Source organism: Asaia spathodeae NBRC 105894, assembly GCF_025994195.1.
Lineage (GTDB): Bacteria > Pseudomonadota > Alphaproteobacteria > Acetobacterales > Acetobacteraceae > Asaia > Asaia siamensis.
On record NZ_BAPY01000011.1, the window covers coordinates 1 to 22,442 of the forward strand.

The window sequence follows — 22,442 nt, forward strand, 5'->3', positions numbered from 1 at the left end:
AATATATAATATAATTTAATAATTATTGAATATAATAATCAAAACCAATGTCTATTTACAAAAGGCATATTGAGGCTATTCAGTCCTTTCAGCCCATTTGGTCATTCCAGCCACACACTCGTCAAGATCCTGTGGCGTCCTTCTTTTGTCATACGACGTCCGCACTTCGCCTCTGTCGTTCACGAAACACGAGAGACCGCTACGCAACGCGAAAATATCTTGAGTTTTGATTTCTCTTGGATCCCAAAAGAAAACCCAAAATCTTTTTTCAAGTATTATAAATCTATCTAAAATTATTGTCTCTTCATTTATTATATTTGGCATGTCAATTAAAGAAGAAAGAACTTTCTTGGCTATTTTCTCGGCTTGGTCTAGGGTTATTTTATTTTTCATCATCTTATCTGTGGGTCTTTATGGTTTTATATATAGAATACTTATATTCTAGGTTCTGTTCATTTTACTTCTCATCTTTTCTGCCCACTCAGATAACGAATAACGCTCTTGTCATTGTAAGCTACGATAGCATGTCCGTCTCTATTCCCTGAACGAAAAATGTTAATGCCCCTGTATCACCGCCTCCGAGTTTCCTCATGAACCGTTCTATAGTTTCGATATTGAGAGTAGTGTATTCTCTCATAGGTCTGGCGACCTTCGATACCATGCACATCATAGGCTCAGGAGCCAAATCAATGGGTCCTGAGCCTGGTGATGAGTAGTCTGATGGGCATTTTTCCCAGAGAAAAGTTACGAGGAAAACGGGGGGGGAGGAGGCAATAAGAGATTATGAGCCATTGCCGGGCATTTCTTCACGCTGTCAAAGTTTTTCCGAGGCGGGATCTGTGCATGACCAAATTGTGAGCGTGAATGATAAGCACTGTGTGCATTTTTTCATGGTTGCTCTGGAAAACTATACGATCATAATGATAATTTTGTTGTGCTGTATTGCAGAAAGGGTAAAAAACCTTAGACGGCAGGTGCCGGTTGACTTGGTCCAAATCTACTGTTCGTTTTGTATGGCGATCAAAGAATGTCGATTGAGCGTATTTGCACGCGAAATGCGAAAGAAGTTGGCAATAAAATGAATATCGAAATAGTCCAGAAGAAGATATGTGAACGTTATGGGTCTGAATTTTTTCCGCCATCCGATTATGATAAGGTGGGAATAAGTCAAAATGTGAAAAATGGGACTCGTCCATTAAATGGGATGAGGATTAATCCAGAGCATAACACTTCAGGCTGGTATATATGGGGTGGTGAGATTCTATCGAAAGATCCTGATTTCTTTCTTCCACTTCACTATTCACATGTGGGGGCTTGGGAGAATTTACTTGTTCCTTATCTTGGTTTGGCTCCGGGGTGGCGGTTCTTGATCACCGAAACTTATGAAGATGTTTGGTTCGATGGCGATAACCTGCTTCGGTAGTGATTGATAATCGCCATCTCTGAGATTGCATCTGGCGACGTCACGCTGAACGGAGCCGTGATTGTGACCACAATCGTCTTGTTTGTCGGGTCAAGCGTTGGCAACATCAAGACGACCTCCGATTGCAATTGTTCCAGCATTCCAGCGCTTAACGGTGGTACTGTCACTACAGATACGCCGTCGAGCAGGACCGTCAGCAGCGCCTTCTGCCAGATGCAGACCCACTGCTTCTTCAAGACCTCTTAGATCCGTGAGGCGAGGTCGCTATACAGGATTATGATTGATGCGAGATATCTCGAGACGCTCCGCACGGGTTCAAGCCTGCGGCTGAAGATGGGGATCTAGGCCGCCCGATAGGTCGCGCAGAGGCGGAATGAGTACCGGGTTGTATGCGGTCACCGATTGGAATGGACGACCGGTCGGCTTTTTCATGACTGCAGGGCTGATCAGCTATCAAAGCGGGGCCGCTGCCCCGCTGAATAATCTTCCTGCAGCGCAATGGATGTCAGGAGATCCCGGGTATGACGCTGACGGGTTCAGGGGCGCTTCGGAAGAGAAAGATAGGAATCCCAGCATTCCAGGTCGGAAATCCCGCGAAAATCTCTTAATTAAGACAAGAGAAAATATGAACGCCGAAATCGCATCGGCATTATGTATGGAAATCTCAGGGATTGTCGGCGGGTCGCAACCCGCTACCACAGATGCGAGATCGTATCCTTCTCAGTCATCCGCCTCGCCTTAAACGTCGTGTCCTGAGCCCAACGCTGTAATCAGGAACGATTACTATGCAATCAATGCATGATCATTGTTCAAGTGCGCGATCGGGCCAGTGCGAATACGTCTCCCATTCGCCACTGTTCGTTGCGATACCGCGCGTCTTCTGCCCAGCTCCCCCAACCGGAATCACGTCGATAATCACCCGTTGTGACGTCAATAGCGGTAGGGTCATGTGTGGCAGTGGCGTCGGGGTGCACGAAAAGTGCATCCGTCTCACAGTAAAGCTCGCAGAGAAAGCAGGTCTGGCAGTCCTGTTGACGTGCGAGCACCGGCACACCGCCAGGACCGCTATCAAAAACATTGCTTGGACAGATCGTTACGCACTCGCCGCAAGCTGTGCATTGTGCATCGAGAATGAGCTCGATCATGCGTGAACTGCCTCCCTTCGGGACTGCACGTGCTCCAGCCCGCTACTGATGACATGATAGGCGGGAACATCCGACGCTTTGGTAATCGCATCTTCACGGCGGTGCATGCCGAGCGTCTCGGTACGCTCCAGAGCACTCGCTGTGCACCATCGCGCCACAGCGAGAAGGGCCTGCGTCTCACGCCGCTGTTGCCGCTGCCGCCAGGAGCCTTCAGGCGCCGAATGGGTCAGACTGTCATGGCAATTCTCGAGTTCACTTGTCGCGGCTCTCAAGCTCCCCGCATTGCGGGAAAGCTGGTTGGGGGCATCGAGCATCACTGCCTGAATTTGCTTGCGTATGGTTTTCTCTCGTGAGTCAGACCCGTTTTGCCCGTTGGAGCATGCCTCATTATCGGTGAATGGTTCCAGCTCTCCGGTGCTGACATGTCCTTCAGCCAGAGCAGCCTCTGCAGCGAGGCAACCCGAACTGAGTGCCCAAGCAGCATTGACGGCCCCACCGCCACTGATCGGGCCGGTCACGCTTTCTCGCGAGGCAACATCACCTGTTGCATAGAGCCCCGGCACCCCTGTCTGCCAGTTTTCGCCTCGTAGTCTGATACCGCCCACGCCCCTGATTGTCCCTTCGCCAACGAGATCGATCGGAAAACGCTCCCGAAAGGGGTCTATCCCCTGACGACGAAAGGGCAGCATGACATTGGGTGAGATAAGAGGCAGTTGAGCGCGGACCTTCTCTGGAGCCGCCGAGAGATCGCAAAGAACCCTGCCTCGAGCGAGCGCCCGCGCCAGACCAAGAAAGCTCTGGCCTTCTGCATCCGGTGCAATTTCCTGTCCTGCATCGTCGAGATAGCGCGCAAAGCTGTAGATCATGGCGCGCGACATGGTAGTGTTATGGGGCACGACGCTGAAAATGGATGAAAACTCCATTCCTGAAAACTGCGCGCCAGCTTCCGCGGCCATCAGATGCCCATCGCCCGTATTATTCGCCGCGCCGAGCAGACGAGACTGAAAGGCGCAGCCTCCTGTTGCGAGAATGACCGCACCAGCTTGTGCGCGGTAAGGCCCGAGCGCTCCCTGGAAATGGACGCCGTAAGCCCCTGCAACGCGCCCCGCCTTGTCACGCAAGAGACCGAAAACCGGGGAGTGATCGAGGATCTGAACACCGACAGCGAGGCAATATGTACGAAGCGCCCTGAGATATTCCGGCCCTCTCAGGGCATTGAGCCGGATCCGACCGTTGTCGTCGGGCTCATACTGATAATGGCGGCCGATATCCGGCAGGGTCTGCCATGTGCGGGCTATGATGCGGTGCATCCATGTCGCTTCGCCGAGGCCTTGCGCTTTATCGAGGCGGGCTTTTACTGCGTCTTCCCGAGCACCGGGGAGAGGGGGAACCCACCAATGACCGGGGCCCGCCGGTGCGGCAACGCCAGAAGTGCCGCAATACCCCTTTTCAAGCAGCAGCACGCGTGCACCGGCACGCGCCGCCGTCAGAGCGGCCCAGCAACCCGATAATCCGCCGCCAATGACGAGGATATCCGACTGATGATGGTGGAGCCCTTCCTTATTCACGGGACAAAGCTTTGGTCAAACGCGTCGTCCAGCTTTCGGGACGGGTTGATAAGTTGCGCCTTGCGATAGGTTGCGATCACACGGGCTTCTTCATTGACCGTTTCATTGGTGATCGGCCCGGGCGCGGTGATCTGTTCCTGCGCCACTTTGTTGGCGACCTCGGGGGGCAGACCAGTCTGATGTGAAAGCAGTGCAGCGAATTCCTGCGGATGAGCGCGCCCCCAGCCATAGGCCTGCGTGATGCGCTTGAGGAAAACCGCAATCTGCGGATGCTTGTCAGTTATCGCCCGCGTGCTTGCGACCATGAAGCCATTATTGGGCATGACATTCTGACCGTCAGCCACGACGCGCGCGCCGGTCTGGGCAGCGGCGAGCGTAACATAGGGCTCCCAGGTTGCCCAGGCGTCGACCGCACCGGAATCGAGCACCGACTTGGCCTGTGACGGTGGCAGAAAGACATAATCAGGGCGCTTTCCTGATGCGCTGTCGAAAAGACTGAGCGCCAGCAGGTGACCGATCGAGCCGCGCCCTGTCGCGATTTTCCGCCCTGCCAGATCGCTGAGGCTGTGCACCGGGCTTTGGGCTGGTACAATGATGGCAGTCATATGGCCACCACCGCGTGGCGGCAGAAGCAGGACAGCGCGGGCCGGAATGCCCGCAGCCCAGGCGAAGAGATAGGGCCCGTCACCTGCAATGCCCAGATCGACAGCCCCGGCACCCAGCGCCTGAAGGAGCGGTGCTGCAGCGTCGAATTCTACCCAGCGAATGTCAAACCCGAGATCCTTGTCAGCATGGGCCGCCTGAAGCAGGGCGCGTTGCATGCCGCGCTGATCGGCCACCACCAGGGTCTCGCCTTGCGCCGCGCATGTTGTCGCCCCCACGACGAGGGCAGCGAATGCAGCCACGCGATGCGCAAGGCGCGGGTATGGACGCGCCGGGGAAGGGCGAAGGGAAGGTCTCGCGACCCGTTGCTTGAAGATCATGGGGCAGTCGTAGCGAGGCCCCGGCGGCGAGAGGAAGCCAAAATACGCTCAAGAGTGACATATGAAAAATTTAACTGACTGAGATGATATTAAAGTCTAGCATATCCACAAATAACACATAAGGAATGTGGAATGGTCGAGCTGGTCATGAACCTGTTTCCCGCGCGCACTGCCTCGCATCAGCGAAGCCTGAGTACTGGCGGGCTTCTTCGGTTCTGCCGGCGCTATCTGTCGGTGGCCCTGCTTCTGGTGCTCTGGCAGGCAGGGGCGCAGGCGGGGCTTATCCCGTCGCGCCTGCTCGCCTCTCCAGTCCAGATTGTGCATACAGCATGGTCGCTCACTCTGGATCGTACACTTCCGCAGAATCTGCTCGTCTCTCTCGGGCGGGCAGGGGCTGGACTTGTGCTGGGCATTGCCGTTGGCGTTGCGCTCGCCCTTGTTGCCGGGTTGTCCCGGGTTGGAGAAGACATTGTCGATGCGCCGATGCAGATGGCGCGTACCTTGCCCGCTCTGGCGTTGGTGCCTCTGTTCATTCTGTGGTTCGGCATCGGCGAGCTTCCGAAGATCCTGCTCGTGGCTCTGGGCGTGAAATTTCCCGTCTATCTTAATCTGTACAAAGGTATACGCAGCATCGACCCGAAGCTGATCGAACTTGCCAAAACTCTCGGCTTGTCGCGGTGGAAGATTATTCGCGATATCATCATACCCGGAGCGCTGCCCGATCTTCTGGTCGGTATCCGCTTTGCCGTGGGTATTTCGTGGCTGATGCTTGTTGTTGCTGAACAGGTGAACGCCGATAGTGGCATTGGCCATATGATGATGGACGCCGAAGATTTCTTGCGCACTGACATCATCCTTGTCGGGCTGGCAGTCTACGCCGTGCTAGGTCTGCTCTCCGATCAGATCGTGCGCCTGGCCGAAGGACGCCTTCTGAGATGGCGCGGGCGGACGGCAGTGCAGGGAGGCAGACGCTGATGAGCGCGAACCCCCTGACAAAGGCCGAATTCGAGCTTGCTGGGAACGCGGTAAGCATACGCCATTTCACGAGACGCTTTGGTGAAACAACCGTCCTGCGCAATCTCAATCTCGATATTGCACCGGGCGAGTTTGTCGCGCTTCTTGGGCATAGCGGCTCAGGTAAATCCACCCTGCTACGTGCCCTGGCCGGACTTGATACGGTGGAGGAGGGGCAGATCGACCGGCCTTCAGCCGTTTCAGTCGTTTTTCAGGAGCACCGGCTCCTGCCTTGGAAAAACGTGACCGATAACGTTACGCTTGGTCTCGATGGCAAGGAATGGAACGCTCAAGCCGAGGCGATACTGCACGAAGTCGGGTTGGGACATCGCCTCGAGGCATGGCCGCTTACCCTGTCTGGTGGCGAAGCCCAGCGTGCCGCACTGGCCCGCGCCCTCATTCGTGAGCCTAAGCTGCTGATGCTCGATGAGCCCTTTGCTGCCCTTGATGCGCTCACGCGACTACGCATGCAGAAGCTGGTTCTTGACCTGTGGAAGCGTCATGACTGCGCCGTCCTTCTGGTCACGCATGATGTCGATGAGGCGCTCGCTCTTGCAGACCGTGCCCTTGTTCTCGAGCGTGGCGAAATCCGCACGGAGGTCGAAATTCCTCTCGCCCGCCCGAGGCGCCACGCCGAACCGGCATTCGAAGCCTTGCGCGAGCGCTTACTGCACGCGCTGGGGGTCACATCGTGACCCCGCAATAGGCTCAGCGATAAGGGGCTATCGCAGGCAATGACGGAATAACCCCGGAGTCCTTGAGGACTTTGGCGACATTCATCTGCTCGTCAATCATCGACTGATCCATGCTGTGGAAACCGAAAGAACGGCTCGAGAGCGCGTGGCTTACGGCATCCAGGGCAAGCCCGGTCTCCTTCGCGAACAGGGCTGCAACCTGCGCCTTGTTCGCCATAGCCCACTCATCCGTCTGAGCGATGGTACTCGAGACCGCAGCCACGATATCATGGGGCTGCTGCGCAAAGGTTTTGCTGATCAGGAAAAACTCGCGGTTATTCACTATGCCTTCAGCGGTGGTCAGGATACGTGTCTGATCGTTGAGCGCGCTGGAGAGATACGGGTCCCATATTGCCCAGGCGTCAATGTGACCATTTTCGAAAGCCGCCCGGGCAGCGGGCGGGGTCAGATAGCTGACATGCACATCGTGAAAGCCCAGCCCGGCGCGCCTCAAGGCCTCCAGCAGAAACCAGTGAACATTGGACCCACGATTGAGTGCGATACGCTTGCCCCGCAGATCGGCCACCTGCCGTATGGCGCTGTCTTTGCGCACCAGAATGGCTTCGGCATCTGGTGCCGGGGGTTCGTAGCCGAGATAAACCAGCCCGCCGGGCTGTGCGGCCTCAGCAAAGACGGGCGGGGCATCACCCGTCTGACCCAGATCTATCGCGCCTGCCGCCAGAGCCTCCAGCAATTGCGGGCCTGCCACGAATTCCGCCCAGCTGACATTTATGCCGTGGGGAGCCAGCGCCTTTTCCATCAGACCGAGATGTTTGGTGACGATCAATGTGCTGTAACGCTGATAGCCGATACGGAGAGCGGGGGCCGCCTTCGCAGCAAACGGAAAGAGTGCGGCGGCGCCCGCTGCGATCAGGGTGGCCCGTCTTGTCACTGTCATCGCGCAAATCCGATCGTGAAAACCAAAACAACGATAATTTGTGGTTGTTAAGAAGATCTACGATTCAGTCTAGATGATTTTTGCCTGACCGGGAAGAGATGTCGCCACGATCAGGGGCGACATTCGGCGAACGACCTCAATGCCTAAGTCGACCCAGAGGATCGCAAGGGGCAGGGAAGCTGATATGGTGAGAGCGGTACTGTATTCAATCAGTTCCACTCTGCGCCGCATCATGCCGCTAAAGCCGCCTCGTTCTGATAATCAACTTGCATTCACGCGCGTCAGCGGCCGCGGCAATATTTTTGCCTGTGACGGGCACTGTCTTGGCTCGCTTATCTTTCCCGCAAAAGCAGCCGCAGCGCCACAACGTTCACAGTGATTATAGAGTGTCCTGGGTGGGTCATACTCCCGAGGGGTATCCCGCCAGCGCAAGTCGTTGTGGTTCACAAAAGTGAGCCCGGTCAACACGCGCCGATCATCCAAGCGTGGCCTGCCATCGCTCTTTGGGAAAAAATGGCGACAGACAGGCCATCTGCTCGTCCGTTAGCCAATACAGGTCGCTCATCCTCTGGCCTCATCGCGTAGCTTGGGACAAAGCTATTTATCCAAATCCATGAGGCCTAAGCCTAGCAAAATCCCTCAAATTCCGCCCCGTCAAGCCTTGCGCGAAGATAACCAAGCTTTGCTCGAACACAATATTATTCAAAATAGGCGTTGAAGAACTCCCCATCGACCTGTCTGTATGTCTGGATCACAAGTCGGGAAAATAGCAAGGACGACATATCCGAAACATCCTTTATGGTCCATCCATCAAAATGGAATGTAATTCTTATAAGACCCACTTTCTTTTCGGTTGAAAAAAACAAACTATCGGAAAGAATATTTATACAAAGTATAGTATTGTGATTATTCTCCATGATCTCACTAATCACATCCTCTTCGCTATCCAATATCGCGCCTGGTTCTCCATCATCGGAGATTTTTTTGAAGTCGCATTGAGCACCCGCTCTAAAACCGCACTCAGCGAGGAATGAGAGAATTACACGTACCCCCTCCTCCCCAGAAACACTGCACTCGCAATACATTTTCATTTTACTTCTCACTAGGTCACGTTGACAGAAGGCCCATACGGTCTACCTGAGACCGGTTTCATCTTCTGCCCGTGGAATAACAGGCAGAGAGAACAGGTATGGCACGAGGCAATCTAACATTTCAGGAGTGGTCGAAGAATTGGCCCGCTCCTTCCTTCTGAACGCGGACGTTAGGTCCGTCCAGCCGGAGATAGCCGCCTGCTCCTAAATGGCATGCTGCAATAGCGACTGTTTCCGCCAAGCGATTCTGATCCACGGGATTCTGCTGGTTCTTCCATCACACAAAGGCCGTAAGGCTTTTCAGCAAACAGACCGGCAACGTGATCGGCACCGAAATCGCATCGAGCGGGATGTTCAACAGGCTTAAACAGATGCGCCGTATCGCAACCCGCTACGATAAGGCAGCCCATGCCCTCCATGAGTGTCCTCAACCCCGCCGCCGCAAGGCATCGGATCAGATATTTTGTCGACGTGACCTGATATTAAGGGACAATTTAATACTGTTTAGATAGAGACAAACGTAATTTTTCTACTTCAAACAGCCCAGATATGGTGGAAGAGATATGTCATAACGAAGTCGAAATGGAAGAGTCTGCAAGAAAAGCGGTGTCGACGGAGGAGACGCCCAATCTTGTCTCCGCATTTCTGTATATCAATGGGAATGACATGCATGTCTCTTTCGTTTTCAAGTCGCCCCCAGATGAAATCGATATTGAGGCAATAGAGTTGATGGTTACGTATATTTTCGCGGATCTCTGGAGGTGGATCGGGAAAATTCAGACCGGGTGGGGTGTTGCTGGTTACGCTCGTCTAAAAGAGGGTGGAAAACAGATCTTTTCCCGCGAGGCGCAAGATATCGGAACCGATCGCTGGGGATCTTTCCGGTTTTTGTAGTGAAATCTTCTTCGTTTATTCGCTCGAACCTTGTCCGGCGATACGTTCGCCAAGGAGCGCCTGCAACACCAGGTGCAACTCGAGATCGGGGCGAGCGCGGCACAGCTGTCTCGGCTGCTTCGCCTGTCAAATGAGCGCCACGAAATAGACGGGTAATCTCGTGTAACGGGAGCTTGAGCCTTCTGGCGCGACTTCCGGAACCAAGCCTGAAAGATCTCTTGCGAATCTAAACGCAGACTCATATAGTCCGCGTTATGGCACTCTATGGCGCAAGCACTGAATATGTTCTTCACAGCCTGATCTGGCTTGTTGAAAACAACGAACCCGTCAGCAGTCTCGATCTGGCTGAACTGCAGGACATACCTGCAGCATTCATGGCCAAGCTTCTCCCGAAGCTGGAAAAAGCCGGACTTCTTGTTGCGTCCGAGGGGGTGCGGGGCGGGTATAGTCTTGCCCGGCCTGCCAGTGAGATCAGCATTCTGGCGGTGGTTGATGTGATTGAAGGGCGGAAAAGCCTTTTCAATTGTCAGGAAATCAGAGGCCGATGCGCCTTGTTTGCCGAAGACCCGCCGCGATGGGCAACCCAGGGCGTCTGCGGCATTCACGCCGCCATGCTGCGCGCCGAACAAGCGATGCGACACGAGTTGACGCAAATCACGCTCGCTGACCTGGCCGGGCAGGTGCGTGACAAGGCCCCTCCAGATTTTATTGGCGACGCACAATCCTGGTTCGATACCAGGATCAAGACACGTCGCGGTGGTGCCGTACGCAAAAACAAATCTCTCAAAAACAAAACGACGATAACGAGGTCATCATGAAGAAATATCTCTGTGCAGTTTCAGCCCTGCTGCTTCTTGCCGGAGCTCAGGCACGGGCAGAGACGCGTGTGACGCCCTTGGTAACGCATGATCTTTCCGGCATTCCCGGCAAGGAGGGGGCTATGCTTGTGGTGGATTACGCTCCTGGAGGCAGTGATCCGATCCATCGTCATAATGCTTCGGTTTTTGTGTATGTGCTTGAAGGGTCGGTTGTCATGCAGGTACGCGGCCAGAAGGCGGTAACGCTTACGAAAGGCGAGACATTTTTTGAAGGGCCAAATGACGTCCATCTCGTTGGGCGAAACGCCAGTCAGACCAAACCCGCAAAATTTCTGGCCTTTTTCGTCAAGGACGCGGGCACGCCATTTGTCCTGCCGGAAAAACACTGAGGGTTCTCTGCCATGAAAATATTTGTTGCAGGCGCCACAGGCGCTTTGGGGCGCCCTCTGATCAAACGTCTGCTCGCTGCCGGTCTCGAAACCTACGGATTGGCGAGCAAGCCAGCCAGCGCCGCCCTTATGACAAGCATGGGCGCAACACCGATAAGCGGTAATGCCCTTGACCGGGAGAGCCTGTTTGACGCGTTGCGAGACGTGCGTCCTGATGTGGTTATCGATCAACTGACGTCTTTGCCTTCCGATCCAGCCGAGATGCCTGAGCGTTTGCCCTTCGACCGGCAATTGAGGCTCGAAGGGGGCGGAAATCTTTTCGCCGCAGCTGAGGCTTTCGGTGTCAGGCGCTATATCCAGCAATCATCGGGCTTCTATCTTGACGGGGAAGGGCAGCTTGCGACCGAGGCTTCGGCACTTCGTATTGCAGCCCCGGGGCACATAGGACAAAGCGCGAAAATGTACGCAGAACTCGAGCGTAGGGTTCTGGGCGCGAGGTCGATGGAGGGGGTCGCCCTGCGCTATGGTTTCTTTTACGGTCCGGGCACGTGGTACTGGAACCAAGGCCCGTTAAGCGACAAAATCAGGAATGGTAATTGCCCGATTTGCGGCGCTGGGCGCAGTGTTTTTTCGTTCGTCCACGTCGATGACGCAGCAGAGGCGACTGTATCTGCACTGACCGCACCGGCCGGACGATACAACGTCGTAGATGATCACCCGATTGAGGCGGCTCGGTTTTTTGCCGCGTTCGCAAAATGGCTCGGCGGGCCGCCGCCTCAGGCAATTGAGGCGTCAAAGACGCTGGCAACATTTGGTGAGGAAGCCCTCTACTACCATAACGAATTGTCAGGGGCCGATAATCGGAAAGCAAGAACGGTTTTTGCTTCTCATTTTCGTCAGCCCCCTTGGCTCTTAGATGACGTCGACAACAGAGCGTGTTGATCCGGCCGAGCGCTGATTTGTTTTTCGAGTATCGGGTATCGGGTATCGAAGTGAGAAAAGCAGCATTGAGCGATCTGTTTACTTGGCACTCAAAAAAAGAGTGCTCTGATTTGATGCTCAATATCAGATGATTGCGAGACCCATTTGGGGAAAAATCCGCTTTTCCAATAACACAGTCGTTGTTCCCCGAGTGGGTCGCTCGATCAAAACGCGCGAGAGCGATGCCCTAGGCGGGTCGCTGAGTATGTCTCTCACAAATATAGGACAGAGCCAGGAAGAGGGAGTTCCGCAGCGCTGCAAAAAAAGGCCGCAAGGAGTGTTCGTAGGGTCGCATCATGCCATCGAGAAACGAGCGGTTATCTTCGGCTGAGCGGGCCCAACATCGCCCATCCCTGACCCGTCAGATCTCCTTGTACAATACCCGTTCTCTTGACCTGTTATTCCATAGTCAGGGAGTGAAACCGGCCTTGCCCCAAACCGATAGGCCTTTTGTCGACGTGACCTGATGCGATCCTCTCAGGTCGAACAGCATCTGCCACCTACATTTATTACAATCGCAGAGTATCGACGGCTGCGTTGGAGGAGGAATTCGGATCATCAACGACTTCTGATAAGATGGTAGAAGAAATGCAGGAGGCTGGAGACGTGCTTTTGGTATCATGTTCGGTGCCGTTCTGAAGAAGAGGTCGGGCGTGTTTTTGACGTGGTGGACCAGAAGGGACACGTCCGTTTTCCAGACGGTCAAGCCGGGAGGCTTGCGTGACTTTTGTTCTACAAATATTACCAAATGCCAAGGACGAACAAATGATTGATTTTGATGATGCAAGAGGTAAAATTGAGACTTATTTGAATAAATCGGGCGTTGATCTGGCTATATCCAGATCAGGAAGTTTCTCGGATGGATGGTATTTTTTTTATCAGTCTAAAAGATACTTGGAAAGCGGAGATCTTTCTGACTTACTGCTCGGAATGGGGCCAATTATCGTGGATAAATTCACAGAAAAGTTCTATGCTCTGGGCTCTTCAAATATAGGCACCAACTACATAGAAGAATATATAAGACAAAAAAAACAATTCTGAAATTATTTTTCAAGAAATATATTAAACAAAATATCAAGAAGGCCTTATAGGCATTTTGGTAACGTGACTTGGTGCGTCTTTCTCATTGACAGCATCGACCGATCGAATATCGGCTTCTGCTTCCGATTTCCGTCGAATTACATCAACCTGACTTCATGATGGGTTCCAAGTCTGACGTCGGAAATAAGCTCGCGCTGTATAAGCGGTCAACTCAGCAGAAGACGATAATATCTAAGGCGTTGAGATGACGCTCTTCTCGACCGGCTTCAGCGCGCACGATTTATCGTTATCCTAGACGATAGGGGAAAAGGTTTCGATTTCCTGATTAATCACGGGCAGGGGCAGCACGAAAGAATTCATCCCGTCACGGTGACGCAACGGGATGAGACGAAGTGCTCACATGGCGGCTTCAAATACGCCTACGATTTCATCGAGCGTGGCTTTGCGGGGGTTGGTCAACATGCAGACGTCTTTTTGTGCGTGCGTTGCCATGATCTTGTGATCTTCCGCCTTCACGCCCAGCTTGGCGAGGCCTGAAGGGATACCAACGGATTTCGACAGCAGGGCAATCGCGTCAATCGCCGCCTCGGCTGCTTCATCGCGGCTCATGAGATCCGTCGGTACGCCCAGAAGGCGCGCAATGCGTGCGTAGCGGTCTGCAGCTGCAATGAGGTTGAACCGGCAGACATGCGGCAAAAGCACGGCATTACACACACCATGGGGAAGATTATAAAATCCTCCCAGCTGATGCGCCATGGCGTGCACATAGCCCAAAGACGCATTATTGAAGGCCATGCCCGCGAGATATTGTGCGTAGCACATGGCGACCCGTGCCTCCATGTTTTCACCATTGCCTACAGCCTTCGCCAGATTATCTGCAATCAACGTGATCGCCTTCTCGGCGCAGGCATCGGTGATTGGGGTGGCGGCGGTCGAAACATAGGCTTCGATCGCATGGGTAAGGGCGTCCATGCCTGTTGCGGCAGTCAGGGCGGGGGGCATGGCGACCATCAGATTAGGGTCGTCTATGGCAATCATCGGGGTGCAACGCCAATCGACGATTGCCATTTTTACATGCGTTTCCGAGTTCGTGATGATGCAGAAACGTGTCATTTCCGATGCCGTGCCGGCTGTCGTATTGATGGCGATCAAGGGGGTCATCGGCACTTTGGAACGATCGAGCCCCTCGTAATCGCGAATATTGCCACCGCCAGCGGTAACCAGCCCAATTCCCTTCGCGCAGTCATGGGCAGAGCCACCGCCGAGTGACACGATGAAATCGCAGTTGTTCTCCTGAAATAACCGCACACCTTCATGCACATTGACGTCGGTGGGGTTGGGCTCGGCTCCCGCGTAAATGACCGTTTCAAGACCGTCTTCCAGCAGGTAGCCGGAGATAGTGTCGGCAACGCCCAGTTTTTTCATCCCGGCATCCGTCACGATCAGAGCCTTTTTTGCTCCGAGCGCCTTGGCGCGGTCGCCCGCCTGTTTCGCGCAGCCGGGGCCTATGAGCGTGATGCAGGGGATGAAGAAACTGTCGGTGTGATCGGCAAGGGCGATATGTGCCATGATAAAATCCTCTAGTCAGACAACGCTTTCGGGCAGCCCGCGCCATGCACGACGATCACCCGCTTGCGTAGTGAACGCGCAAAATTGCCTCCATGATCAACAAAGCCCTCATCAATAAATCTCGATTGAGTTCTTGATGAATGTTTCATATAAAAAGCTATATATAATATTATTGCTTGATATATAATTGCGGTTCAATCAGCACTTGGTTAGTTCTAAATAAATTCTCAGTTTCCAGTATGGTGGCGTCTGGAAGACGTTGCCTGTCTCCACTCAGCATCGTGTCCCTCTGGTTTGACCAGCCGCCAGGGGTATTGATTGTGTCTGGACTGTAAGGTCCTTTGTGGGGTCGTTGAGGAAAGAAGAGGCTCGGCCAGGGAGACGCGTCATTTACGTTCCAGCATCCAAGGCAGAGCTTCTGTCTGCACTCTGTATGAATTTCGACAAGCTCATGATCGATCTGGCGAGAGTTCCCCAGCGCTCTGCCCGCGACAGGACGCTCGCTGGGCATGCTGCAGGGACGGTCATAAGCCCTGCAGATCTGGTCTCTTATCTGCTTGGATGGAATCTGCTGGTTCTCAAATGGCTCGATCGGGATGACAGAGGCCTTGGCGTCGATTTTCCGGAAACGGGTTTCAAATGGAACCAGCTTCGGCTTCTGGCACAGAAATTCTATGTTGATTACGCTGATCTCAGCTATCCGGAGTTGCTGGAGCGTCTCTCCATAGCGAAGCAGCACCTTATTGCGACCATCAGCGCCAGAACCGACGCAGAGCTCTATAGCCGTCCCTGGTATGATAAATGGTCCAAGGGGCGCATGATCCAGTTCAATACGGCTTCGCCTTATGCAAACGCGCGAGGCCGTATCCGCAAATGGCTCAGGGATAATCAGAACGCTTCATCAGTTGTGATGGGCGTGAGCCGCAATGAGAGCGATGTGGCGTGACAGCGCAGAGGGAAGGATGACCTCCCGCGCCTCCTGCTCGGAAATCACGTCCCTATTTCCCGGTATCATTCAGGCATTCCGGCGTTGCGCCCTAAAGTGCGAGCATGGTGAGCTTATGAACTGGTCGGCGGGGGAACGGCTGTACGTTTGGAAACACAGGTTCAGGCCGGACGCTGGTGCGTTGCCACTGTGAAGCAGCAGTGAAACGGAAGCTTTCCCACCGTGGAGAGTGAAGCTGCGACTTATGGGAGGACCCAGACCGATACGATATCAATCAGGCAAGCGCGATGACATCTGGTATGGCAACTCGGCGAAGGACAATGCGCCCGCCCATCAGTATCGGTTTCAGAGATGAGAGCGGCCGATTTTGCGCGCCTTCAACCGAAAGGACGGGCATTTATCGGCGACCCAGGCGTGCCGCTCAGCCCACTCGGTGCAGGAGCGACAATTCTGGCGGGGGAGAGAGCGAACTCTCTCCCCCGTGCTTTCAGAGCGCGGCGAGCAGGGCTTTGGTGAGTTCAGCCGTGCCGGTCTCACCGCCGAGGTCGCGCGTGCGCACGCCGTCGACGCGGATGACGCGGTCAATGGCGTTATCGACGCGGGTCGACAGATCCTGACGTCCCACATGCGCGAGCATCATGCTGGCTGCCATCAGCATGGCAAGCGGGTTGGCGACACCCTTGCCTGCAATATCCGGGGCAGAGCCGTGCACAGCCTCGAAAATGGCCGCGTCGGGACCGATATTGGCACCGGGTGCCATGCCCAGACCGCCGACCAGACCTGCCGTCAGATCGGAAAGGATATCGCCGAACAGATTGGTGGTGACGATCACGTCATACTGCCATGGATCGGTCACGAGCTGCATGGCGCAGGCGTCGACGATGCGCTCTTCTACGGCCACCTTGCCTTCATATTCCTTCGCAACCTTGCGTCCTTCCTCAAGGAAGATACCGCTGAAGATCTTGAGAATATTGGCCTTGTGAACCAGCGTGACCTTCTTGCGTCCATTGGCGACGGCATAGTCGAAGGCAAAGCGCACGATACGGGCGCATTCGCGGCGCGAGTTGAAGCCGGCGCCGTAGGCCAGACCCTTGGGGTCGTCACCATCGGGCAGATAATGCTCCATGGCGGCATAAAGCCCTTCGATGTTCTCACGAACGACGACCAGATCGACCTTGTCGAAACGACCGCCCGGAACAACCGTGCGCGTCGGGCGCAGATTGGCGTAAAGGCCGAATTCCTGACGCATCGTCACGTTTACCGACTTGAACCCGGCGCCAACCGGTGTCGTCAGCGGCCCCTTGAGCGCAAGGCCGGTCTTGCGGATGCTGTCGAGCGTGGGCTGCGGCAGAGGGGCGCCGAATTTCTCGATTGCACCGAGCCCACCCGACTGATGGTCCCACTCGAAAGGCGCCCCGATTTTCGCCAGAATCTCGACAACCGAAGCGGTGATCTCGGGACCGATACCGTCGCCTTCGATAAGGGTCGCGGGGATCATGTGATCAGCCATTCTGTCTTTCCTTTGTCAGTTCGTAATCGGCGCACAGGCAGCAGCGAGCCAGGTCCTGTCCGTTTCGTCCAGAAGCGGCCCGATGCGCGCAAGCGTATCCTCATGATAGGCATTCAGCCAGCGCAGCTCTTCGGGTTCCAGTAACGATGCCATGATCAGCGTCCGGTCGAAGGGCGCGAAGCCCAGCACCTCGAATTCGAGAAAAGCTGTTTTCGCCTTCACTGGCGCGGGGCGAACCAGAAGCAGGTTTTCCAGCCTGATGCCATACTCGCCCGGCAGGTAATAGCCGGGTTCATCAGACAGGATCATACCGGCTTCCAGCCCGATTGGACGTGCAACGGAGCTGATATTCTGCGGCCCTTCATGCACCGAGAGATAGCTGCCGATGCCATGACCGGTGCCGTGATCATAGTCGAGCCCGGCCTGCCACAAGGCGTATCGTGCGAGCGCGTCGAGGCGGTGCCCTGTCGTGCCAGCGGGGAAACGCGCGCGCGCAAGGGCGATATTGCCCTTGAGCACACGGGTAAATGCGTCACAGAGCGCGGCAGGAGGGGCATCCGGGCCATTCCAGATGGTGCGCGTCACATCCGTCGTGCCTGCGCTGTACTGGCCGCCGCTATCGATCAGATAGACCTGATTGGCTTCCAGTACGCGGTCTTCACCGGGCAGGGCGCGGTAGTGGGGCAGGGCGGCATTGGGACCGACTGCTGAAATCGCAGGGAAGCTCTCGCCGTGGTAGTCAGGTGACGCCGCACGGAAGTCATTGAGAATCTCGGCAAGCCTCGTCTCGCGCAGCCCGGTGCCCTCCCTGCTTACGAAATGCAGGAAACGGCAGAGCGCTGTGGAATCGGTCAGATGCACCTTTCTGGCGCCATTCTGCTCGGTCTCGTTCTTGCAGGCGCGCGGCAGAGCGCAGAGATCGACCCCGCGGGCCAGCTTTGCTCCGGCCTCGGAGAGAGTCTGAATGAACCAGAGCCCGGTCTGGGCCGGATCGAAACGCACGACCTGCCCGTTCAGCGCCTTGAGGCGCTCGGGCAGGTCCTGAGGTGGCAGGATCGAGACAGCCCGGAAAGAGACCGCAGCATCCGGGCTGAAGCGGCTGATATCGACAAAAACCTCAAGAGACGCATCGTGATGCAGGATGCCAAAAGCGAGAACGACCGGCGTATGGGGCACGTCGTCGCCGCGTATATTCAACAGCCAGGCGAGCGAGGTCGGATCGCAGACAAGCATCGCCTCCTGACCCGCCTTGCGCAAGGCACCGCCGATCTTGCGTCGTTTGGAGAGACTATCCTCTCCGCTGAAGGCTTCTTCCTGAAAGCGGACTTCACTCTCAGGCGGGAGCGGCTTGTCCGACCAGGCCGCGTCGATCGGGTTGGCGTCCAGAGCCACGAATTCATGTCCGTCGCCGATCAGGGCGTTGAGCTGTACCTCGCTGACCAGCCTTGGATCATAACCGATCCTGAGCCCCTTGCCATTTGCAGCGAGCCACGTGCCGGGCGGCTCATTCGTGACATGCAGACACTCCCACTGGGAGGCATCCACCTGGTCGCGTAGTTGGCTGGTATAGCGCCCGTCAGAGAAAACGGCCGCCTTGTCACGCAGCAGGATGGCCATGCCCGCAGAGCCGGTAAACCCTGTCAGCCAGGCGAGGCGCTCGGCATAGGGCGCTACATATTCGCCCATGAATTCATCGCCGCGTGGAAGAAAGAAGCCGTCAACATGGCTTGCTTCAAGCGCCTTCCTGACGAGGGCCTGACGATTGGCAAGGGGAATGAGGCTCATCTCACGATCTTTCAAACTGGGAGCGGGTTTCAGGAGCTCTCGAAGAGCCGGTACATGAAAACGAGGTCGAGCCAGCGTCCGAACTTTCGGCCCATCTGGGGCAGGGCAGTGCTCTCGCTGAACCCTGCGGCACGATGAAGCGCGATAGAGGCCGTATTGCTGGCGGTGATGGCGCCAATCAGCACATGCATGCCGGATTGCTCGGCATGGCGGACCATCTCATCCAGCAGGAGGCGCCCGATACCGCGACGCTGTGCCTCTCGCGAAACATAGACAGAGTGTTCGACTGTCTGGGCATAGCCCTCATAGGCCCGAAAGGGCCCATAAGAGGCAAAACCGAGAATTCTGCCGTCATCCACGGCGACAACCACCGGAAAGCTCTTTGCCTGCCGATCGGTCATCCATTGGCGACGTTCGTCCAGCGTGCGGGGCGACGTCGCCCATATTGCCTCGGAAGTGGCGATTGCATCGTTGGTGATCGCCAGAATCTCCGGCAGATCGGCCTCCGTTGCGTCGCGAAGTTCAATCACGGCGGCGCAGGACCAATGTGGACCACTCACCTTCGTAATACTGCTTTTCAAGCACGAGACCCTGACGTCTGTGCGCGGCCAGCACCATGCGAGCCTGGGTGGTGAGAAGCCCGGCGAGAATTACCGTGCCGCTTGGGGCCAGATGGCTGGCGAGGGACCGTGCCATCTTGCAGAGAGGGCGGGCGAGGATATTGGCAAAGACCAGATCATACGGTGCCTTGGCGCGCACGGCAGGGGTCAGCCAGCCATTGCCCAGCCGTGCATCAATCAGTGGGCCAATGAAATTCAGTTTCGCATTGCTGGCCGCAACGCGAACAGACCAGGGCTCGATATCGACAGCGAGAACACGCTTGTGAAAAAGCTGGGCTGCGGCCATGGCCAGAATGCCGGAACCACAGCCCATATCGAGAATACGGGTCGGTTTGCGCCACGCCATGTCTTCCAGCGCTCTCAGACAACCCCGGGTCGAGCCATGCTCGCCTGAACCGAAGGCGATGCCGGCATCGAGCGTGATCGTCAGGCGATCGCGTTTGTGGCTCGGGGCCAGATGCGTGCCGCGAATGGCAAAACGCTTGCCGACATCCTGCTGCGGGAAGGCCTCATAGGTGCGCGCCAGCCAGCCTTCGGCTTCTGTGCGCTCGCGGGTCAGTTCGGCGTCGACGCCCGTCATGAGACGGGCAAGGGTCAGGGCGCGTGCAAGTTCCTCTTCGCCATGGCCGACATCCTTTACGCCTTCGACGCGCCAGATATTCTGGTCTTCATTGGCTTCGAAGATGCCGACGGTGGTGCAGACCGTCAGCATGGCCTGTTCGAAAAGCGGCACCGCCTCATCGGCAACAGTGACTGAAATGGTTTCAAGCGCCGAAGCGTGTCGTCTGGATGCGCTCACGAGACCTGTTCCACAAAATGCGCCATGATGCGTTTTTCGCCTGCCTTTTCGAAGTTGATGTGCAGCCTGTCGGATTCGACGGCCAAGACGGTGCCATAACCGAATTTCTGATGAAACACGCGGGCGCCGATGGCAATTCCGTGTGAGGCATCTGCCACGACATCGGTCACGCGCGGCGCGGGGCGCCCGTAGCCGCCCCTCGTGCTGGTTAGCGGGCCAGAGGCGAAGATGGAGCTTTGCGCCGCCAGTTGACGGCGCTCCTGCATGGCTTGGCCGCTATGCTCGACCGTATCGGCTGGAATCTCGTCGATGAATCGGCTGGGCATGGAATCCTGCCAGTTGGCATAGATACGCCGACGGGCCGCATGGAGGATAACGGCTCTCTTGCGAGCACGGGTTATCCCGACATAAGCCAGACGACGCTCTTCCTCGAGGCTCTTGAGCCCGCCCTCGTCAAGACTGCGCTGCGACGGAAATACGCCTTCTTCCCAGCCGGGCAGGAAGACCGTGTCGAATTCCAGCCCCTTGGCACCATGCAGGGTCATCAGGCTCACAGTATCCGCACTTGCCTTGTCCTCGGTTTCGGTCACGAGAGCAACGTGCTCGAGAAACCCTTCGAGCGAAGCAAAATCACCGATAGCGCGCAGCAATTCCTTGATGTTGTCGAGCCTGCCTGGTGCCTCGGGCGTCTTGTCGTCACGCCACATCTGCAGATAGCCACTGTCTTCGAGCAATTGCTCGCTTGCCACGACATGGCCCTCGCTCTCTCGCGTTTCACGCGCACGCTGGAACGCCTCCATGAGACCACCAAGCGCTTCGCGCCCTTTGCCCTTGACCATGCCCGTTTCGAGCGCGTGTGCCACACCGACGCTGAGAGGCGCATTCAGCAGGCGGGCTTCGTGGTGCAGCTTCTGAAGTCCGGCCGCGCCCACGCCACGCTTGGGAACATTGATGATACGCTCGAAAGCAAGGTCGTCCGCGGGTTGTGCCAGAACCCGCATATAGGCCATGGCATCGCGGATTTCGGCCCGCTCGTAAAAACGCAGACCACCGACCACGCGATAGGGAAGGCCCAGCGTCAGGAACCGCTCTTCGAAAGGACGTGTCTGAAACCCGGCGCGCATCAGAATGGCGATCTGCGAGAGGGGGTGGCCCTCGGCGCGCAGTCGCTCGATCGCCCCTGCCGTAATTCGGGCTTCCTCATCGGAATCCCATACGCTGATGATCTGGACTTTCTCGCCCTGTGCGTCTTCGCGCCCGGGGCGCAATGTCTTGCCGAGACGGTCGGAATTATGCGCGATGAGCCCGGAGGCAGCAGCGAGAATCTGCGCCGTGGAGCGGTAATTACGCTCCAGACGCACAACCTTGGCACCCGGGAAATCCTTCTCGAAACGCAGGATGTTTTCGATTTCTGCTCCGCGCCATGAGTAGATCGACTGGTCGTCGTCACCGACGCAGGCGATGTTAGACGGACCGTGATCCCGCTTGGCAAGGAGGCGAAGCCACAGATACTGGATGGTATTCGTATCCTGGTACTCATCGACCAGAATATAGCGAAACAGACGGTGATACTGCGCCAGCACATCAGGCTGGGTGCGCAGGATCTCCAGCGTATGCAGCATCAGATCCCCAAAATCGCAGGCATTTACGGCTTTCAGGCGATCCTGATAGGCGGCGTAAAGCTTGCGGGCATGGCCGCCTGCGAAATCCGTATCCTCGGCAGGGGTCACCTGCCCGGGCGTCAGTCCGCGGTCCTTCCAGCGCTGGAAGACGCCCAGCAATGCCTGAGGCGGCCAGCGCTTCGTATCGAGGCGGAAAGGCTCCATGATCTGGCGCACGAGACGGATCTGGTCATCCGTGTCTAGAATGGTGAACCCTGTCGTCAGCCCGACATATTCGGCGTGTCGACGCAGCATGCGGGCGCAGAGCGCATGAAACGTGCCGAGCCAAAGCCCGTCGGCTGTCTCGCCCAAGAGAGCGCCGACGCGCTCGCGCATCTCGCGTGCAGCCTTGTTGGTGAAGGTGACTGCCAGAATCTGATAGGGGCGTGCGCGCCCCTCGAGAAGAATATGTGCAAAACGCGTCGTCAGAACGCGCGTCTTGCCGGTACCGGCCCCGGCAAGAATAAGCAGCGGCCCTTCAGTGGTCTCGATGGCCTCACGCTGCTCGGGATTGAGCCGGTCGAGATACTCGGGGGAGGAGGGTGAGATGAGGGATTGCGTCACCTGATCGAT

At 56.1% G+C, this 22,442-nt stretch carries 19 protein-coding genes and 1 pseudogene; 9 read left to right on the forward strand and 11 right to left on the reverse strand.

What is annotated here, in order from left to right; all coding sequences use genetic code 11:
* Window positions 1-1,027: 1,027 nt before the first annotated feature.
* Entirely contained in the window at window positions 1,028-1,423 is a 396-nt protein-coding gene (locus AA105894_RS07945) for an immunity protein Imm33 domain-containing protein (RefSeq protein WP_267311242.1), read from the forward strand.
* An 809-nt stretch (window positions 1,424-2,232) separates the two neighbouring features.
* Here the strand turns inward: AA105894_RS07945 and AA105894_RS07955 are convergent.
* The 3 genes from AA105894_RS07955 to AA105894_RS07965 are packed head-to-tail and all read right to left on the reverse strand — an operon-like array spanning window position 2,233 to window position 5,041.
* The gene (locus AA105894_RS07955; protein ID WP_267311243.1) at window positions 2,233-2,568 is read right to left on the reverse strand and encodes a 4Fe-4S dicluster domain-containing protein; all 336 of its coding nucleotides are present in this window, start codon (window positions 2,566-2,568) and stop codon (window positions 2,233-2,235) included.
* A complete protein-coding gene (locus AA105894_RS07960; RefSeq protein WP_267311244.1) occupies window positions 2,565-4,136 on the reverse strand; it encodes an FAD-dependent oxidoreductase in 1,572 nt (523 codons plus the stop codon). Before AA105894_RS07960 ends, AA105894_RS07955 begins: the two co-directional genes overlap by 4 nt.
* Entirely contained in the window at window positions 4,133-5,041 is a 909-nt protein-coding gene (locus AA105894_RS07965; protein WP_267311245.1) for an aliphatic sulfonate ABC transporter substrate-binding protein, read from the reverse strand. Before AA105894_RS07965 ends, AA105894_RS07960 begins: the two co-directional genes overlap by 4 nt.
* Before the next feature lie 225 nt (window positions 5,042-5,266).
* Between AA105894_RS07965 and AA105894_RS07970 the strand changes: the two genes are divergently transcribed.
* Window positions 5,267-6,094: an ABC transporter permease gene (locus tag AA105894_RS07970; RefSeq protein WP_267311293.1), complete on the forward strand. Its 828-nt coding sequence runs from the start codon at window positions 5,267-5,269 to the stop codon at window positions 6,092-6,094.
* Window positions 6,094-6,828 (forward strand): ABC transporter ATP-binding protein, encoded by a 735-nt coding sequence (locus tag AA105894_RS07975; protein ID WP_267311246.1) that lies wholly within the window; start codon window positions 6,094-6,096, stop codon window positions 6,826-6,828. Before AA105894_RS07970 ends, AA105894_RS07975 begins: the two co-directional genes overlap by 1 nt.
* 13 nt (window positions 6,829-6,841) lie before the next feature.
* Here AA105894_RS07975 and AA105894_RS07980 read toward each other — a convergent pair whose 3' ends face one another.
* Both AA105894_RS07980 and AA105894_RS07985 read right to left on the reverse strand, forming a co-directional pair.
* The gene (locus AA105894_RS07980) at window positions 6,842-7,765 is read right to left on the reverse strand and encodes an aliphatic sulfonate ABC transporter substrate-binding protein (protein ID WP_267311247.1); all 924 of its coding nucleotides are present in this window, start codon (window positions 7,763-7,765) and stop codon (window positions 6,842-6,844) included.
* Between the two features lie 342 nt (window positions 7,766-8,107).
* Window positions 8,108-8,330, reverse strand: a pseudogene (locus tag AA105894_RS07985) (transposase); the annotation flags it as partial.
* Window positions 8,331-9,438: 1,108 nt separating this feature from the next.
* Between AA105894_RS07985 and AA105894_RS07990 the strand changes: the two are divergent.
* From AA105894_RS07990 to AA105894_RS08010, 5 genes are all read left to right on the forward strand, one after another.
* Window positions 9,439-9,750 (forward strand): hypothetical protein, encoded by a 312-nt coding sequence (locus tag AA105894_RS07990; protein ID WP_267311248.1) that lies wholly within the window; start codon window positions 9,439-9,441, stop codon window positions 9,748-9,750.
* Window positions 9,751-10,004: 254 nt separating this feature from the next.
* Window positions 10,005-10,568 (forward strand): RrF2 family transcriptional regulator, encoded by a 564-nt coding sequence (locus AA105894_RS07995; RefSeq protein WP_267311249.1) that lies wholly within the window; start codon window positions 10,005-10,007, stop codon window positions 10,566-10,568.
* Window positions 10,565-10,957: a cupin domain-containing protein gene (locus AA105894_RS08000; RefSeq protein ID WP_267311250.1), complete on the forward strand. Its 393-nt coding sequence runs from the start codon at window positions 10,565-10,567 to the stop codon at window positions 10,955-10,957. Before AA105894_RS07995 ends, AA105894_RS08000 begins: the two co-directional genes overlap by 4 nt.
* Window positions 10,958-10,969: 12 nt before the next feature.
* Window positions 10,970-11,899, forward strand: coding sequence for an NAD-dependent epimerase/dehydratase family protein (locus AA105894_RS08005; protein ID WP_267311251.1), 930 nt, complete (start codon window positions 10,970-10,972; stop codon window positions 11,897-11,899).
* A gap of 759 nt (window positions 11,900-12,658) precedes the next feature.
* Window positions 12,659-12,979: a YrhB family protein gene (locus AA105894_RS08010; RefSeq protein ID WP_267311252.1), complete on the forward strand. Its 321-nt coding sequence runs from the start codon at window positions 12,659-12,661 to the stop codon at window positions 12,977-12,979.
* 396 nt (window positions 12,980-13,375) lie between these two features.
* On the opposite strand, the gene mdh is transcribed toward AA105894_RS08010, so the two are convergent.
* Window positions 13,376-14,548: an iron-dependent methanol dehydrogenase gene (gene mdh / locus AA105894_RS08015; protein WP_267311253.1), complete on the reverse strand. Its 1,173-nt coding sequence runs from the start codon at window positions 14,546-14,548 to the stop codon at window positions 13,376-13,378.
* Between the two features lie 343 nt (window positions 14,549-14,891).
* Here mdh and AA105894_RS08020 point away from each other — a divergent pair, with 343 nt between their 5' ends.
* Complete coding sequence (locus AA105894_RS08020; RefSeq protein WP_304500470.1) at window positions 14,892-15,494, forward strand: ClbS/DfsB family four-helix bundle protein; 603 nt, start codon at window positions 14,892-14,894, stop codon at window positions 15,492-15,494.
* Window positions 15,495-15,981: 487 nt separating this feature from the next.
* On the opposite strand, the gene AA105894_RS08025 is transcribed toward AA105894_RS08020, so the two are convergent.
* The 5 genes from AA105894_RS08025 to AA105894_RS08045 are packed head-to-tail and all read right to left on the reverse strand — an operon-like array spanning window position 15,982 to window position 22,433.
* On the reverse strand, window positions 15,982-17,004 hold the full coding sequence (locus tag AA105894_RS08025; RefSeq protein ID WP_267311254.1) for an isocitrate/isopropylmalate dehydrogenase family protein: 1,023 nt from the start codon (window positions 17,002-17,004) through the stop codon (window positions 15,982-15,984).
* A 15-nt stretch (window positions 17,005-17,019) separates the two neighbouring features.
* Window positions 17,020-18,789 carry an aminopeptidase P family protein gene (locus AA105894_RS08030; RefSeq protein WP_267311255.1) on the reverse strand — a complete coding sequence of 590 codons (1,770 nt, stop codon included), beginning with the start codon at window positions 18,787-18,789 and terminating at the stop codon, window positions 17,020-17,022.
* Between the two features lie 29 nt (window positions 18,790-18,818).
* Window positions 18,819-19,319, reverse strand: coding sequence for a GNAT family N-acetyltransferase (locus AA105894_RS08035; protein ID WP_306414308.1), 501 nt, complete (start codon window positions 19,317-19,319; stop codon window positions 18,819-18,821).
* On the reverse strand, window positions 19,312-20,208 hold the full coding sequence (locus tag AA105894_RS08040; RefSeq protein WP_267311256.1) for a 50S ribosomal protein L11 methyltransferase: 897 nt from the start codon (window positions 20,206-20,208) through the stop codon (window positions 19,312-19,314). Before AA105894_RS08040 ends, AA105894_RS08035 begins: the two co-directional genes overlap by 8 nt.
* Window positions 20,205-22,433: an ATP-dependent helicase gene (locus AA105894_RS08045; protein ID WP_267311257.1), complete on the reverse strand. Its 2,229-nt coding sequence runs from the start codon at window positions 22,431-22,433 to the stop codon at window positions 20,205-20,207. The genes AA105894_RS08040 and AA105894_RS08045 overlap by 4 nt, the downstream gene beginning before the upstream one ends.
* Between the last annotated feature and the right edge of the window lie 9 nt (window positions 22,434-22,442).

Excerpts from the sequence above, each read along its gene's own strand:
- AA105894_RS07945 (WP_267311242.1), top strand. The coding sequence starts at position 1,028 with ATGTCGATTGAGCGTATTTGCACGCGAAATGCGAAAGAAGTTGGCAAT.
- AA105894_RS07955 (WP_267311243.1), bottom strand. The coding sequence starts at position 2,568 with ATGATCGAGCTCATTCTCGATGCACAATGCACAGCTTGCGGCGAGTGC.
- AA105894_RS07970 (WP_267311293.1), top strand. The coding sequence starts at position 5,267 with ATGAACCTGTTTCCCGCGCGCACTGCCTCGCATCAGCGAAGCCTGAGT.
- AA105894_RS07975 (WP_267311246.1), top strand. The coding sequence starts at position 6,094 with ATGAGCGCGAACCCCCTGACAAAGGCCGAATTCGAGCTTGCTGGGAAC.
- AA105894_RS07980 (WP_267311247.1), bottom strand. The coding sequence starts at position 7,765 with ATGACAGTGACAAGACGGGCCACCCTGATCGCAGCGGGCGCCGCCGCA.
- AA105894_RS07990 (WP_267311248.1), top strand. The coding sequence starts at position 9,439 with ATGGAAGAGTCTGCAAGAAAAGCGGTGTCGACGGAGGAGACGCCCAAT.
- AA105894_RS07995 (WP_267311249.1), top strand. The coding sequence starts at position 10,005 with ATGGCACTCTATGGCGCAAGCACTGAATATGTTCTTCACAGCCTGATC.
- AA105894_RS08000 (WP_267311250.1), top strand. The coding sequence starts at position 10,565 with ATGAAGAAATATCTCTGTGCAGTTTCAGCCCTGCTGCTTCTTGCCGGA.
- AA105894_RS08005 (WP_267311251.1), top strand. The coding sequence starts at position 10,970 with ATGAAAATATTTGTTGCAGGCGCCACAGGCGCTTTGGGGCGCCCTCTG.
- mdh (WP_267311253.1), bottom strand. The coding sequence starts at position 14,548 with ATGGCACATATCGCCCTTGCCGATCACACCGACAGTTTCTTCATCCCC.
- AA105894_RS08025 (WP_267311254.1), bottom strand. The coding sequence starts at position 17,004 with ATGGCTGATCACATGATCCCCGCGACCCTTATCGAAGGCGACGGTATC.
- AA105894_RS08030 (WP_267311255.1), bottom strand. The coding sequence starts at position 18,789 with ATGAGCCTCATTCCCCTTGCCAATCGTCAGGCCCTCGTCAGGAAGGCG.